We start from the raw sequence: 15,236 nt of genomic DNA, 5'->3' as shown, positions 1-15,236 counted from the left end.
AGAAGTCGCCGATGTCCCCGTGCCCAAGACGGGCCGCGGTCAGTTGCTGATCCAGACCTCGCACACCCTGGTTTCCGCTGGTACTGAGCGCATGCTGTGGTCGAGTTCGGCCAAGCCGGCTGGATCGAGAAGGCCCGCCAACAGCCGGAGAAGGTCCGGATGGTGCTGGATAAGATCAAGACGGATGGCTTGCAGCCGACTATTGAGGCGGTCTTCAACAAGCTGGATCAGCCTTTGCCTCTGGGTTACTGCAATGTCGGCGGGGTATAGAGGTTCAAGGCTCAAGGGGCAAGAGCGGGACTTCAAGGTCGGTAATCGGGTCATCTCTAATGGGCATCATGCAGAGGTTGTAAGTGTGCCTTTCAACCTCTGCGCCAAGGTGCCCGCCGCCATTTCCGACGAAGCGGCCTTTACGGTGCTAGCCGACATTGCCTAGCAGGACATCCATTGCGGTCCGCCGTGCCCCAGCTCGATACTCTGTAAATTGAATCTGTAACCTTCATATTGTAAAATCGGCGCATGATTCCGAGGCAGGCGCAAGCAGCAGCCCTTAAGTTGGCGAAGGGCTTTCCCATTCTGGCGTTGACCGGGCCGCGTCAGTCGGGGAAAACGACGCTTGCCCGTGTGCTCTTCCCTCAACGTGACTATGTAACGCTGGAAAATCCTGAGCAGAGAGAGTTCGCTTTACGCGATCCACGGGGATTTCTCGATCGATTCAGGGATGGCGCGATCATCGACGAGGCGCAGTACTGCCCGGATCTGTTTTCCTATCTGCAGGGTATCGTCGATGAGCGGCGTCGCATGGGGGAGTTTGTCCTTACCGGATCACAACAGTTCGGTCTGCGTTCCGGGATCAGCCAATCGCTGGCGGGCCGTGTCGGTCTGGTACAGTTGTTGCCATTTTCTATGTCGGAGTTGGCGGCCGCCGGCTTGCTGTCCGATGACCTGGACAGGTTGTTATGGCTTGGTGGCTATCCGCCCATCTATGATCGTGATCTGACGCCCGATCTGTGGTTTCCCAATTACGTGGCTACCTATGTGGAGCGGGATGTCCGGCAATTGCTGGCCGTACGCGATCTGGATCTCTTTCAGCGTTTCGTGAAGCTGTGTGCGGCGCGAACCGGGCAATTGCTCAATCTCTCCTCCCTGGCGATGGATTGCGGGATTTCGCATGTCACTGCACGCGAGTGGTTAAGCGTGCTGGAGGTGAGTTATCTGACAATGAGGTTGCCGCCCTATTTCCGTAATTTCGGCAAACGCCTGGTGAAAACGCCGAAACTCTACTTTCTGGATGTTGGACTTGCCGCCTGGTTGCTGGGCATTCGCGATGCGGAAACGCTCAACACCCATGCCCAGCGCGGGGCGCTATTTGAAACACTGGCCGTTTCCGAGTTCGTCAAGCAGCGCTTCAACGCAGCGCAGCCCGCCGATCTTTATTTCTGGCGCGACAATGTGGGCCATGAGGTGGATCTGTTGTTCGAAGTGGGGCAGCAACTGCAGAGTGTTGAGATCAAGTCCGGCGCAACCTTTGTCACCGATTGGCTTGATGCGGTGAGGAAATGGACAGGTTTTGCTAGGGATGCCGCCTTGCCGCCCTGGCTTGTCTATGGTGGCGCTACGGGATATCAACGGGAGGGCGTCACCGTGCTGGCCTGGCGAGATCTCGCGAAACCAGACATATAGTGTCAAAGGTGGAGAGTTTTTCCTGGTTAAGCAAATAGCTCTCATAAATCGTGTACTACTTTGATGTATAGGGAGCACACCACATGAATCGTTTGGTACGCTGGCTCGATGAGAGACTTTATCCGGGTTTCGAGCGCAACTGGGATGACCAATTGTTTCGGCATAGAATCCTGGACCATCTTAGTCAGAGGTCAATGGAAGTGCTGGATCTCGGCGCCGGCGCCGGTATTGTGTCACAGATAAATTTTCGTGGGATTGCGGCGCACATCTGCGGAGTGGATCCGGATCCGCGCGTCGAGAGCAATCCCTATCTCGATGAGGGGAAGGTGGGATTCGGTGAGTCTTTGCCATATCCCGACGCCCGCTTCGACATGGTGTTTGCCGACAATGTGCTGGAGCATCTGGCGGAACCGGAAAAGGTCTTTGCGGAAGTTGCGAGGGTACTGCGTCCGGGTGGGGTGTTTCTCGTGAAGACGCCAAATCGGTATCATTATATGCCACTTATTGCTCGCCTCATGCCGCATCGGTTTCATCAGTGGATCAACCGCAAACGCGGACGGGCGGAAGAGGATACCTTTCCGACTCTTTACCGGGCTAACACGAACCGGGATATCCATCGCATCGCGGATTCCGCCGGACTTACGGTTACCCATATGGAATTTATTGAAGGCCGACCGGAATACCTGTGGATCACAGCCTTTACGTATCTTTTCGGATGGCTTTATGAATGAATCGTCAATAGCCTGTCTTGGCTAAAGGGCCTGCGTATATTGATTATCGCCGAGATGCGAAAGACCGGTTGATGTTTTGCAATTCACACCGTCGATTTCTGCTATTTTGTTCCGTGTTTGATGCCCGGTGCGCGGAGTAGTCATTCAGATCCCTACTATTAAATTTCATCTAATTTTGCTGGTTGTCATTTCGAGCGCAGCGAGAAATCTTGTGACTTGAGTGGTTGCCTTCTCGACAAAGATCTCTCCCTGCGGTCGAGATGACAGAGACTGGCTTTACCAGAAAATTTTGGTGAAACGGGGTACTACTGTTTTTGCCATCCATGGCACCTGGATTCCGGTAATCCCTGCTGGAATGACGAGGTGGGGTCTGAACGATTAGTCCGCGCAGCATAAGAAAAGGCTGTACCCATATTGAAACAGATTCTTCAATCTCTAAGGACCGGTGCCGCGGAAGTAGCCGATGTCCCCTGTCCCGCTGTCAAGCGCGGTCAACTGCTGATCCGCTCGACCCATACGCTAGTCTCTGCAGGAACCGAACGCATGCTGGTGGAGTTCGGCCAGGCCGGCTGGATCGAGAAGGCCCGCCAACAGCCGGAGAAGGTCCGGATGGTGCTGGACAAGCTCAAGACCGACGGTCTGGTGCCGACGGTGGAGGCGGTGTTCAACAAGCTGGACCAGCCGCTGCCGCTCGGCTACTGCAACCTGGGCACGGTGTTGGAGGTGGGTGCCCAAGTGGGCGCCGGCCTGTCGGGATTCGCGGTGGGCGATCGGGTGGTGTCCAACGGCAAGCACGCCGAGGTGGTGAGCGTGCCGGTGAACCTGTGCGCCAAGGTGCCGGACGCGGTCTCCGACGAGGCGGCAGCCTTCACCGTGCTCGGCGCCATTGGGTTGCAGGGCATCCGCCTGGTGGCACCGACCCTGGGCGAGGCGGTGGTGGTGACCGGCCTGGGACTGATCGGTCTGGTGACGGTGCAGCTGTTGCGGGCCCAGGGCTGCCGGGTGCTGGGCATCGACCTGGATGCGGAAAAGCTGGTCCTGGCCCGGCGCTTCGGGGCCGAGGTGGTGAATCCGGCGGCGGGCGAAGACCCGCTGGCCGCCGCCGAGACCTTTTCGCGTGGACGCGGGGTGGATGCGGTGATCATCACTGCCTCCACCCGCAGCAGCGAACCGGTGCACCAGGCGGCGCTGATGTGCCGCAAGCGTGGGCGCATCGTGCTGGTGGGGGTGACGGGGCTGGAGCTGTCGCGGGCGGATTTCTACGAGAAGGAGCTGACCTTTCAGGTGTCCTGCTCTTACGGGCCGGGCCGCTACGATCCGAATTACGAGGACAAGGGTCAGGATTATCCGCTGGCCTTCGTGCGCTGGACCGAGCAGCGTAACCTGGAGGCGGTCCTGGATATGATGGCCCGCGGCGCCCTGGACGTAAAGCCTCTGATCTCGCACCGCTTTGCCTTGGAGGAGGCGGAGCGGGCCTATGCCGTGGTGGCGGGGATTGAACCCTCGCTCGGCATCCTGTTGGAGTACCCCGGCCCGGAGGTACAGTCGGATCAGGCCTTACAGGCGGCCACGGTGCGCCTGAGTCCGACCCCGGTCACAACGGACGTGGCCCGGCGGCCGGCGGTGGGTTTCGTGGGCTCCGGGGGCTATGCGACGGCGATCCTGATCCCGGCCTTCAAAGCGGCGGGGGCGCAGCTGGTCTCCGTGGCATCGAGCACCGGCGTGAGCGGGATGTATGCGGGGCGCAAGTTCGGCTTTGCGGAGACTACCACTGATACCGATCGGCTCTTTTCGAACAAAGAGTTGGACGCAGTGGTCATCAGCACCCGCCACGACAGCCATGCCCGTTTTGTGCTCCGGGCGCTCGAGGCCGGTAAGCATGTGTTCGTGGAGAAACCGCTGTGTCTTACGCCGGAGGACCTGGCACGGATCGCACAGGCCCATGAAGCAGCGTTGGACCGGAAGAAGGCGCTGCACCTGATGGTCGGTTTTAACCGGCGCTTTTCGCCATTAGTGCAGAAGATGAAAAAGCTGCTCGGGGGCGCGGTCGGGCCCAAGGCCCTGGTGATGACGGTGAATGCCGGGGCAATCCCGTCAGACCATTGGACCCAGGACCCGGAGGTCGGCGGCGGACGCATCCTGGGCGAGGCCTGTCACTTCATCGATCTGCTGCGCTACTTGGCCGCGGCGCCTATCGGCAAGCATTCTCGATCAGTAATGTCCGGCCCGACCGGGGATACCGTCACCCTGCAACTCGGCTTCGACGACGGCTCCATCGGGACCATCCACTATTTCGCCAACGGCCCGAAGACCTTTCCCAAGGAGCGGCTGGAGGTCTTCACCGCCGGGCGGGTGCTGCGGCTCGACAATTTTCGAACCCTTACCGGCTTCGGTTGGCCGTCCTTCCGGCGCCAGCGCCTGTGGCGGCAGGACAAGGGCCAGCAGGCCTGTGCCGCGGCCTTCGTGACTGCCCTGCGGGAAGGCGGTCCCCCGCCGATTCCGGTCGAGGAGTTGCTGGAGGTGAGCCGGGTGAGTATCGAGCTGGCTGGTGTTTCTGTTTTATCCGCAAATGAACGCAAATAAACGCAAATGGAATCGATTCCGAATTTGCGTCCATTTCTCTCGTTCCCACGCGTTGAGACTGTGAAAGTATTCGGTTTTCCCGGAAGCGGTGGGATGAAGCTACCATATTTCACGCTGAATTCCGTATCAAGTGGGGCCGAGGAGAAAGATTTTTGGCTAAATAAGGAAATTGTGTTTCCTTGTCCCTGAAGCTCTGAAAATCCGGCAATACTTTCACAGTCTCGTTGCGTGGGAACGAGAAAAGCCAAGCAAATCAAGTTTGCCTTGTCAGGACTGTTCATATTCCATAATATTGATCGATAAAATCTCTAATAGATTCCTCGACAGCCAAGGAATAGTAATAGTATCCTTTTTCATTATAGTGGCCCTCTGGAAAATAAATATCACTAACTTCTTCCCCACTAACCATCGCCTTTAATTCTTTAGTGGGATCATAATAACTGTAATTCGTTTCTGACGCTCTTTTTACAACTTTTCCCTTAAACCTTTCATAGAATGGTATATTCCCAGCGAAAAGTTCTCTTTGATCGGGAATCCAAATAACTAACAATGGGAGTGAGTTTTCTTTACAATACTCTGATAATCGATCTAAATGAGCCATCGCTACCGCATGTACCATCCTCTCATTTTCAGGCGAAAGAGTGTTTTCGCTTACTTTTACAACAGGGTCTGCATTTCTGCTTGAACCTTTTAAGATTCTTTTTATGAACACAAACAGATGAGAGTTTTTATTTAACCAAACATATAAAGGAACTTTGGTTACCACGAATCGTTTAACTTGTGAATAAACTTTTTTATCTTTTAGGGTTATTAAGCCAGATTCTGTTTTATCAAGTGAAACAACCTGATAATCTATGCTTGTCTTCATATTATCTTGCAAATCGTTTGAATTCATAAAATATATAACGCCGTCTATATCTAATTTTTTATGAAATCTTCTCAGGTATTTTAAGACGTGTCCGGTTGAATAAGCACCAATCCCTGCGTTTAATAACTGAATATTATGATACTGTTTTTCCATATTTTCCTTTATTATTTGTGCAAACGATTTCCCAATTTCGACTCCCCATCCAAATGTAAATGAATCGCCCAACATTATTATTCTTTTTTTATCTACCGATAAATCAACTTCATCATCCATTCGCAATCCGTTGGAATTTGTTCTTACATGATAGGTGAAATATTTAGGCGCAAGTTCATCATAATAAACTTGATTAGGCCCCAATATATGGCCCAAATCAGCGTCGGGAATAACATATCCACGCTGCAGTTGTTGAGGAGCTAACCACCGAATCAATAATTCTCCCATCAATAAAGAAATAGATAGAGATATTAGAAGCAATAGGAGTGAGCCTATTAACTCTTTTTTTATCTTAAACATGCTGTCACCTGTATTTTATTGTAACCCTAATGTTTAAGTTCGGATGGAGAATGCCCGGTTTCGATTTCCTCACCCCAACCCCTCTCCCGGCGGGAGGGTATCGTAAAAGGTAAGGCTCTTTATGGATTCCAGACTGGTAGGATATTTTGCGCAAATTCGCCTTCTCAGCAAGCCAGAGGGACGTCGTATAACTTGCTGTTGTTGAGACAAAGACTGCCTGTTCTGTCATCGGTCAGAGTGCTGCGGACCGCCGTCCCCTTCGAGCAGTCTGGAATCCATAAAGAACCAAAGGTAATACCTTCGGGGGAGAGGAGCCGATGACTGCTCGCTTGGATCGAATCAGGAGCACCGTTGTGCCGGCTTACGCCAAAACAGCAGGCCGTCATTCCGGCTGGGACGCCGGAATCCAGGTGCCAGGGAGGGCAAGTTACGGGAATCGCTGCTGCCCGCTCCAGGTGCCAGCGCTCGTTGTTGGTGACCCCAAGGAACCATTTGGTCGCCTTGCGATGGTGGTGGTTTGACGTCCCTGGACGGCTAGGTTCCGGGGTCCACCTCAATAGTTCCAGATTCGCGTGATCCGTGGTTCCTGTTTTCGGATTTTGTGCGCAAGAGTACCAGCCTTGGCCGGGCTGGCGCGTGGGTTGCGCTTATTCTACACGATGCGGCATTTGCGGCCCATTCAAGTGTATAGCCGTCTCTGGTTCCAAGCCCACCGACCAACGCCCGACCTGTCGCCGGCTCCGGCAGTCAGGGTCACTACAGGGCGTTGGCAGCGCCCGGCCCGGCGTCTTGCTTCGCTCCTGAACCCTTCCCTTCTGAACGAATATGCCTTCTGTTTTCTGAATGAGCGGTACGCGATCAAGGCCCCTTCCGACTGGAATCATCCGAGTTGGGAAAAACTCTGGCTCTATAACCTGCATTATTTCGACGACCTGAACGCCGAGGGTGCAGAAGGCCGCACCGAACAGCACCGCGCGCTGATCGTGCGTTGGCTGGCGGAGAATCCACCCGCGGTGGGGATCGGCTGGGAGCCTTACCCCATCTCGATGCGCCTGGTGAACTGGATCAAGTGGGCGCTGGCGGGTAACGCCCTGGCGCCGACCTGGGTGCGGAGCCTCGCGGTACAGGTGCGCTATCTAAGCCGGCGCCTGGAGTACCATTTATTAGGCAATCACCTGTTAGCCAATGCCAAGGCGTTGGTGTTCGCTGGTCTGTTCTTCCAGGGGGAGGAAGCGCGGCGCTGGGTGGAGAAGGGTCTGGCCGTGCTGGACCGGGAGCTGAAGGAGCAGATTCTGTCCGACGGGGGCCACTTCGAGCTCAGTCCCATGTACCATAGTCTGATCCTGGAGGATCTGCTCGACCTGCTCAATCTGCTGCGAACCTACCCGGACGCCGGAGTGGACCCTGCCTGGGAGGCCCGCTTGTGCAAGCTGATCGGGGCGATGCGCGAGTGGCTCGCCGTGATGTGTCATCCGGATGGTGAGATCGCTTTGTTCAACGATGCGGCCTTCGACATTGCCTGCCCACCCGCGGAATTGGATGCCTATGCCACGCGCCTGGGTCTGCTGGCCTGTGCTCCAGGCTCTGGACCGATCCGGCATCTGACCGCGACCGGCTATATCCGTTTGGACCAGGAAGCTGCTTGCGTGCTGCTGGATGTTGCGAGGATCGGGCCCGATTACATCCCTGGGCACGCGCACGCGGATACCTTGTCGTTCGAGCTTTCGCTGTTCGGCCAGCGGGTGCTGGTGAATTCGGGGACGGCTTGCTACGGGACCGGCCCGGAGCGCGAACGGCAGCGTGGAACCGCGGCGCACAATACGGTGGTTATCGACGGGCAGGATTCCAGTGAGGTGTGGTCCGGCTTCAGGGTCGCCCGCCGGGCGCGGCCCAGGGATCTAAAGGTCGAGCAGAGGCACGACGGCATTCAGGTACGCTGTGCCCATGACGGCTATCGGCGTTTGCCGGGAAGGCCAGTGCACAAACGTCGCTGGAAGCTCGGCAAGGGGTATCTGGCGGTGCGGGACGAAATCGAGGGACCTTGCACCGAGGCACAGGCCCGCTTTCACTTTCACCCTGAGATGTCCGTCGAGATTTCGGAGGATTGCTCACGGGGTCGATTACGTCTGCCCGGCGGTCAGGCCATTGGTTTGGAGATCAGAACCGGGAGCTGTGTACTTGAAAAGACGACCTATCATCCGCACTTCGGCATCAGCGAGCCGAACAGATGCCTCTGCGTCGGCTTGCCGGGGCGGGTCAGTGAGGTCGTGCTCCGTTGGGTCTGATATGCACATTCTGTTCGTGACAGACAACTTCCCGCCGGAGACCAACGCCCCGGCTTCCAGGACCTACGAGCACGTCAGGGAATGGGTGGAAGTGGGGGAGCAGGTGACGGTACTCACCTGCGCGCCGAACTTTCCCTTCGGCAAGGTCTACCAGGGTTATCGTAACGCTTTGCTGCAAACAGAGACCATGGACGGGATCAAAGTTTACCGCGTATGGACCTATATGGCCGCCAACCAGGGCTTTTTTCGGCGGACCCTGGATTTCGTGAGCTTCATGGTCACGGCCGTTCTCGGGTCATTCCGGATCCAGTCGCCGGATGTTGTGGTTGCCACCTCGCCACAGTTCTTCGCTGGGCTAGGCGGTTACATCATCTCCAAACTCAAGCGGCGCCCCTTCGTTTTCGAGGTCCGTGACCTCTGGCCGGAGTCGATTGAAGTCGTCGGTTTGATGCGGAAAGGTCCCCTCGTGCGTCTGCTGGACGGTTTGACCCGCTATCTTTACCGTCACTGTGATCGATTGGTGGCCGTCGGCGAAGGCTACAAGGCGCAGATCCAAGCCAAGTACCATGTACCGGAGAGCAAGCTCGCCGTAATACCCAACGGGGTATTGTTCGAGCACTTTTCGAGGCAGGGTCGACGGGATCAGTACCGTGAGGAACTCGGCTGGGGAAATAGGTTCGTTGTAGTCTACGTTGGGACTCACGGAATGGGCCAGAAACTGGAGACGCTGCTTGAGGCCGCGCAGTACATTGCCGATCAGAACATCCTCTTTACCTTTGTTGGCCACGGGGCAGAAAAGGAGAAGCTGATAAGACTGAAGGATCAGAAGGACCTCCAAAATTGCGTCTTCTACCCGGTCCAACCCAAGGAACAGGTACCCAGGTTCTACGAGGGAGCAGATGCTTGTATTGTGGCATTGCGAAAGAGTGAGCTCTTTAAGGGTAACTACCCCTCGAAGATGTTTGAAGCACTGAGTATGGCGTGTCCCGTGATCTTATCCGGCGAGGGGCGGAGCGCAGAGATCTTGATGGCGTCCGGCGGGGGACTTGTCGTGCCGCCCGAGACACCGGAGGCCTTGGCCGAACAGGTGTTGTATCTACGTGAGCATCCTGCCGAGGCCGCCGCGATGGGTGAACGCGGGCGCCATTATGTACAGATTCACTACTCCCGGCGCGTGTGGGCGCAGCGATATTTGGGGTTACTGAGGCGGGTGACTTCAGGGGTAAATCCGATTACCGGTGGCGCGCCTCGTTCACGTCGAGCGCGTTGAAATCTCAATCCGTTGTCGAACCGGCGGGCTCCGCCGTCGAGGTTTCGTTCGGAGGTGATGATTTGACCTCTATGCGTGGCGTGAGGACCTTGTGCATCGATATGGCGTCGAACCAGATACTGCCGGTCATCTTGTGCTCGAATCCATAGGTTCCGGCGGAGACGAGGCGGATCTCCTGTACCATGCAGTCTGTCGGCACCTGGACCCTGAAGGAAAATTCGTACCACTCACTCGAGCCCAGAAACTTCCCGCTTTCCCCAAGAACCCGGGGCGTTGGAAATTGGCAAACAACGACCCATTTGAGTCCGCCCCGCGAATCGAGGTTGTCAACACGCACTTTACCCGTCACGCGGTAGGAGGCCCCCGGATCCAGGAACAACGGCTGGTAGATGTGGCGATAGGGCTTCTCTCGACGCCTGAAGGTCAAATGAAGCGCCTGCTTGCCTTCAACTCCGACAGTGGTCGCGGTAGTGACGATAACCCGATCGGTACGATCGAGATGCCAATCGAATCCGGTGTTCGTCGGTTCGATTTCAAAGCTTCGGTTATTGATGATCCCTAGGTGTGCCTGTTCCACTTCGTCGAGCCCGTTTACCCATACCAAGTAGGCCTCCGTAATTTTGCCTTCTCGCTTCAAGCGCCGGGTATAGTGGTCGCGTTCCTCCCGTGTCGGGGGGGGGCCATCCGTGGTGCGGCGAAAGGCATAAAGCGTTCTGACCGTTTCCAGATCCTGCGCCTGTCTTGTCACGTATCGGAAGAAACCTTCCCACCATGACGGCGGAGATTCCGCCAGGGACCGGAAGAAACCGATGGTCCGTGGTTCCTCAGCCAGCCTGAGCAACGTCGGGAACAGCTTGTTCGAAGCTTGCCGGCTTGCCACGAGTGCCTGCGACCAATAGGTCATCGCCGCACCGACATTCCTTAGAGTTGCCCAATAGTTACCCACAAGGATTTGGACTGTCGGATTAGCCGGCATCAATTCGGCGCCGATCCTGATCAATGCATCGGCTTGGTCTCGGTCGCCCGCATTTTTTGCCTTGTCCGCAAGCACAAGCAAGGGAAACGAGGAAGCAGGATTTTCGGCAAACGATCGCCACAATAGGTTTGACGAGCCTGTGGGATCCTCTTCCCCGATTGTTTGGGATTTTCGGTACAGGGTATCCGGATGCCGTCGATTCCAAACGAGTGCCCTGTCGATTGCCGAAGCGTCCCCTGCGGACGCCCTCCCCAGGTAATATTCACTGATGCCGAAAGACATCATGCGCCACCCTAAAAAGGTGGCCACAATGACTAACAAGACGCGCCGTAAAATCAGCATGTAACGTTATGTCCTTTCGCCGCTTTTCAGCAGCTTCGTCTGCTGGCCTGCGTATCCCACTGAAGCAGCGGGCGGCACTTTATTCATTAGGGGAGGAGCCTTACTCTCCCCCATGGTTGGCACCTGGAAACCACAGTTTTCGGATACTGGGCTGAACAGCCCCTGAAATAGCCTTTAGGGTATAGATCAGCTTAGCAATCCTGTAACCGGACATCCATGGGGCGAGCTCGATCAGCACCTCCCCTGATGAAGACTGCCATGTGGCGTTTCGGCGCTCCTTGATGTGTGCTTGATACCCACCCCGACCAACTGCTCTACCGCCGTTCTTGGATTCCCATTTCAGATTACCGATGGACAATCGACGCCCCGACGTCTCGGCAAACAACCCGGCATAGTCTTTCCGGATAAAATCCGTTCCACTACCGTTGTTTACCTGCGCATCGGCCGTAAACAGGCCCACCAAGCCATCCAGATTGCCCGCATGATAGGAGTTGATCAGCCGGGCGATCAAATCAAGCCGGGTTCGGCTTGCCTCTCGTGATTCCGTCTGTTTCGGCAAGATTCGGCCCGTTTCCCCTTCGCTATGCCATTTGGCAAATGTCCCCAAATCCGAAGGCTGACGCTTCCCCGGCTGGCTTCGTGTCTTCTCCTTGAGTTTTTCCTTCTCCTGAAAGTCCGATGGGTCGAGGTGTGCCGACGAGGCGACGACCGTGGGAGGTCTCGGCGACTGAAAAGGCCCGGCTTCCCGGGTACCAATGGCGGTATTGGCCGGAAAGGATCGATCGGGGTGCTGAATCGGATTGATAGGCGATGCCTTGAGGTACGGTAGAGTCACCAACGGATCATGCGACAGATCCGGATTAGCCCTGAGCAACGGCTGCCTGTTGGAAAACAATATCGCCAAGGTCACTACCACCAAGGCTGCACCCCCTCCCCACCAAACAAGGTACCTAGTCGGCAGCCATGGCCTGCGAATCAAGACTCGTGCACCAGGTTCGTTGGTTGGCCCAAGGGGTAAGGTCGATGAATGGGACCCCACAAGCCCCCCATCGATTCCCTTGGCTGCTCCCCGCCGTGACCGAGAGGTCCGCTGTCGGTCGTACTTCCGACGTTCGGCTGGATGCTTCAAGACATCGTAGGCTTCGTTTATGCGTGCCGTACATGCCGTATCGTACTCGGAATCGTCCCCGAATCGGTCCGGGTGGAAGATACCAATGAGAAGTTGGTAGTGTCGACGAATGGCTTCGTCGGATGCGTTCTCAGACAGCCCCAGGACCCGGTAATGATCATTCCTCGGAGACAAGAGTACGTGGCGTAGAAAAAAATGCACTGCGCGTTCGACCTCTGTCGGTCGGATCCCCAGCGCCTTGGCGGCAGCCTCAACGATTTGCGGTGACAATACGCTGCCAATATCATCTATAAGATTCTCGAGGCTTTCGGACAACGCCCGCTCCGGATCTGCCAGATGAGAGAACCGCAGTGGCGTCCGGTAATAGTCGAGCGCCAGGATAATTAGGTCGGGAACCATCCGTCAGTGGGATTCAATGCCTGTCTGACTGCGCGGGATCAAGGGGCCAGATTTGGCGCTCGATTGAGGCGAATAATGGATCGCTTTAACGAGATTGAGCGGGATCTCGATTCCGCAGGTAACAGTCGTAAGTCAGACCGGTTCTTAGGATACCGATCGCTCGGGTAGACTAGTTGCCTGTTCGTCCACGGCTCTGTAGCCATAGCGATAGGGGTCGTAGTATCCGTATCCGTATCCGTAACCGCTAGCGTACCTGACCTTGCTGAGTACGCAGCCGACAATCCGTGCATTTGCGCCCGACAACCGTTTGATCGAGGCAGCCAACACTCCGGCACGTGTCTTGTCTGCTTCGACAACGAACAGGCTCGCCCTGGCCAGACTCGCAAGCACCAGGGCATCCGCCAGCTCAAGAACAGGTGGTCCATCAATGAGCACATAGTCGAACTTTTCCTGCGCCAAGCTGACAAGTTCGAGCATTTTGCCGCTGGAAAGGAGTTCGACCGGATTCGGCGATACAGGCCCGGCAGTGACCACGAACAGACGCGAGATATTCGTCGCCTGGGCGATCCGTGCGGGTTCGACGTCACTGGCCAAATAGTTCGTGAGACCTTCCGTGTTCGGAAGAAAAAACACCTGGTGGAGCGACGGATCGCGCAAATCCGCGTCGATAAGCAATACCTTGTTGCCGGTCTGCGCGAAGGTAACCGCTGTATTCACGGCTACCATCGTCTTGCCTTCGCTCGGACTTGAGCTCGTGAAATGGAGAACCCTGGGAGCACCCTCCGCAGTCGCAAAAATGAGGGACGTACGCAACGAACGGAAAGCCTCACCGAGGACGCTTTGTGGAGCTTGGTGGGCGAGTAACGAAACGGATTGCACTTCGCTATCCTGGTTCGCGGCGGACACGAAGGGTACGATACCCAATACCGGTACTCCGGCATGTTTCTCTACCTGTTCGCTGCTCTTCATCGTGTCGTCCATGGACTCGGAGAGAAACGCCAACAAAATGCCGCCAAACAGGCCGAGCGCAAGTGCGATCGCAAGGTTTTTCTTGAGGTTTGGCTTATAGGGGCCACGCGGGATCTCGGCGGAATCGACAACGGAGATATTGTTAGTTCCGACACCGGCGGCGACACCGACTTCCTTCATGCGCTGAAGCAAGCCATCGTAAAGCCCCCGGTTCGTGTCCACCTCGCGTTTGAGCGTTTGATAATCGGTACTGCGGTCCTGCAGCGCGAGAATCTCTTCTTTGATCTCGCTGATACGCAGCCTGATCTTTGCTTCCCTGCGTATCTGGGCTTTGAAGTCGGTCTCGACCGACTTGGCAATAGCCGCCAATTCGTCGGCAATCTTCCGATCGATCTCGGCGATCTGCTTTTGGAGCTGCCGCATCCGCGGATAGCTGGGTTTATAGATCTTAATCAGCTCTTGGTACTCGATATCGAGGTCGGCCTTGCGTGCCTTGAAGCTCTCAACGACACGGTTTCCGAGGCTGGCGGCGGTGGTACTGGCCGGGCCTTCTTTCAGCATCTCCTGGTACTTGGCCTCTGCCGAGATGCGCGCCGACTCCGCTTGGATAAGCTCTGAGCTCATTTCCTTGAGCTTCTGCATCAGGATCTCGAGCTTGTCATCGAGGTTTATGATTTCCCGCTCTCGTGCATAGGCCACTAACCGCCGTTCGGAATCCTCCAAGTTTGCCTGCACCTGCTCAGTTTGCTCTTCCAAAAAGGTCTTGGCGTACGCTGAGGCCTCGTGGCGACGCTCGAGGTTCATGTTAATGAAATTTTCCGCAATGGCATTGACGACAGCGGCCGCTTCCTTAGGATCCGGACTGTCATAACTCACCCGGACCAGTCTGGATTTCTTGACTGGGTGGACCCCGAGATTTGCCAAGAACAGGGTCTTCACGTCGGGTTCCACGACTTCTTCCGCCTGTGAACTGTCGCCCTTTATCCAATCTGTGATGGTACCGGCAACTTCACTGAAAAATGAGAGTGCATCTGTATCCGATGCATCGGAGGCGCCCGCGCCCGCGGACCGCAGGCCAAGCTGGTCGATGACGCGTCCTGCAAGGCTTCGGCTCCGGAGAAGCTCGTACTGGGTTTGATAAAAATCCTTGGAATTAAAAGATTCCTGGGTCGTTAGGTCCTGGTACTCCAGAACCTTTCCCTCTTCACGATCTATCTGGATCAGTGTCTCGGCACGAAAAACCGGCGTTGCCAGAAAGGTGACCAATACAGCGACCACCAGCGACACGGCTAGAACCATGGCAACGGTGGCTCTACGCCTTACCAGAATATTCCAATATTCTCGAAGATCGATGAGATCTTCGTCGTCCTCCCGATGGCTTACGGAGACTCCAACCTCCTCTAGCTGTTGCAGGTTCCCGCTCCGTACCTCCGGCTCGAGTTGACGATCGGACCGCATGGCGCCAGCCGGATTCACTGCGCTTGACAT

General features: G+C 56.0%; 10 protein-coding genes and 1 pseudogene. 6 read left to right on the top strand and 5 right to left on the bottom strand.

Features of this window, described 5'->3' with window-relative positions; genetic code table 11:
* Window positions 1-96: 96 nt before the first annotated feature.
* The 4 genes from E1958_RS20855 to E1958_RS09600 all read left to right on the top strand — a co-directional run bounded on the left by E1958_RS20855 (window position 97) and on the right by E1958_RS09600 (window position 4,997).
* Window positions 97-270, top strand: coding sequence for a hypothetical protein (locus E1958_RS20855; RefSeq protein WP_207787539.1), 174 nt, complete (start codon window positions 97-99; stop codon window positions 268-270).
* 249 nt (window positions 271-519) lie between these two features.
* Window positions 520-1,683, top strand: a complete 1,164-nt coding sequence (locus E1958_RS09610) for an ATP-binding protein (protein ID WP_133511694.1) — start codon at window positions 520-522, stop codon at window positions 1,681-1,683.
* Between the two features lie 83 nt (window positions 1,684-1,766).
* The gene (locus tag E1958_RS09605) at window positions 1,767-2,414 is read left to right on the top strand and encodes a class I SAM-dependent methyltransferase (RefSeq protein ID WP_133511693.1); all 648 of its coding nucleotides are present in this window, start codon (window positions 1,767-1,769) and stop codon (window positions 2,412-2,414) included.
* Between the two features lie 414 nt (window positions 2,415-2,828).
* Window positions 2,829-4,997, top strand: a complete 2,169-nt coding sequence (locus E1958_RS09600) for a bi-domain-containing oxidoreductase (protein WP_133511692.1) — start codon at window positions 2,829-2,831, stop codon at window positions 4,995-4,997.
* A 277-nt stretch (window positions 4,998-5,274) separates the two neighbouring features.
* Here the strand turns inward: E1958_RS09600 and E1958_RS09595 are convergent, their stop codons facing one another.
* Complete coding sequence (locus tag E1958_RS09595; protein WP_133511691.1) at window positions 5,275-6,378, bottom strand: SGNH/GDSL hydrolase family protein; 1,104 nt, start codon at window positions 6,376-6,378, stop codon at window positions 5,275-5,277.
* 659 nt (window positions 6,379-7,037) lie between these two features.
* On the opposite strand from E1958_RS09595, the gene E1958_RS09590 reads away from it, so the two are divergent.
* Window positions 7,038-8,663: a heparinase II/III family protein gene (locus E1958_RS09590; protein WP_133511767.1), complete on the top strand. Its 1,626-nt coding sequence runs from the start codon at window positions 7,038-7,040 to the stop codon at window positions 8,661-8,663.
* A 1-nt stretch (window position 8,664) separates the two neighbouring features.
* Window positions 8,665-9,933, top strand: a complete 1,269-nt coding sequence (locus tag E1958_RS09585) for a glycosyltransferase family 4 protein (RefSeq protein ID WP_133511690.1) — start codon at window positions 8,665-8,667, stop codon at window positions 9,931-9,933.
* A gap of 4 nt (window positions 9,934-9,937) precedes the next feature.
* Here the strand turns inward: E1958_RS09585 and E1958_RS09580 are convergent, their stop codons facing one another.
* The 4 genes and pseudogenes from E1958_RS09580 to E1958_RS09570 all read right to left on the bottom strand — a co-directional run bounded on the left by E1958_RS09580 (window position 9,938) and on the right by E1958_RS09570 (window position 15,236).
* Window positions 9,938-11,251 carry a hypothetical protein gene (locus tag E1958_RS09580; RefSeq protein WP_133511689.1) on the bottom strand — a complete coding sequence of 438 codons (1,314 nt, stop codon included), beginning with the start codon at window positions 11,249-11,251 and terminating at the stop codon, window positions 9,938-9,940.
* A 100-nt stretch (window positions 11,252-11,351) separates the two neighbouring features.
* The gene (locus E1958_RS21275) at window positions 11,352-12,155 is read right to left on the bottom strand and encodes a hypothetical protein (RefSeq protein WP_243725254.1); all 804 of its coding nucleotides are present in this window, start codon (window positions 12,153-12,155) and stop codon (window positions 11,352-11,354) included.
* A gap of 204 nt (window positions 12,156-12,359) precedes the next feature.
* Window positions 12,360-12,779: pseudogene (locus tag E1958_RS21990) on the bottom strand (J domain-containing protein); the annotation flags it as partial.
* Window positions 12,780-12,923: 144 nt separating this feature from the next.
* On the bottom strand, window positions 12,924-15,236 hold the full coding sequence (locus E1958_RS09570) for a GumC family protein (protein WP_133511687.1): 2,313 nt from the start codon (window positions 15,234-15,236) through the stop codon (window positions 12,924-12,926).

It is taken from the genome of Candidatus Thiosymbion oneisti (assembly GCF_004359955.1).
Lineage (GTDB): Bacteria > Pseudomonadota > Gammaproteobacteria > Chromatiales > Chromatiaceae > Thiosymbion > Thiosymbion oneisti.
The sequence above is the reverse complement of the archived record's forward strand: the minus strand, read 5'-3'. Positions and strand labels throughout refer to the sequence as shown.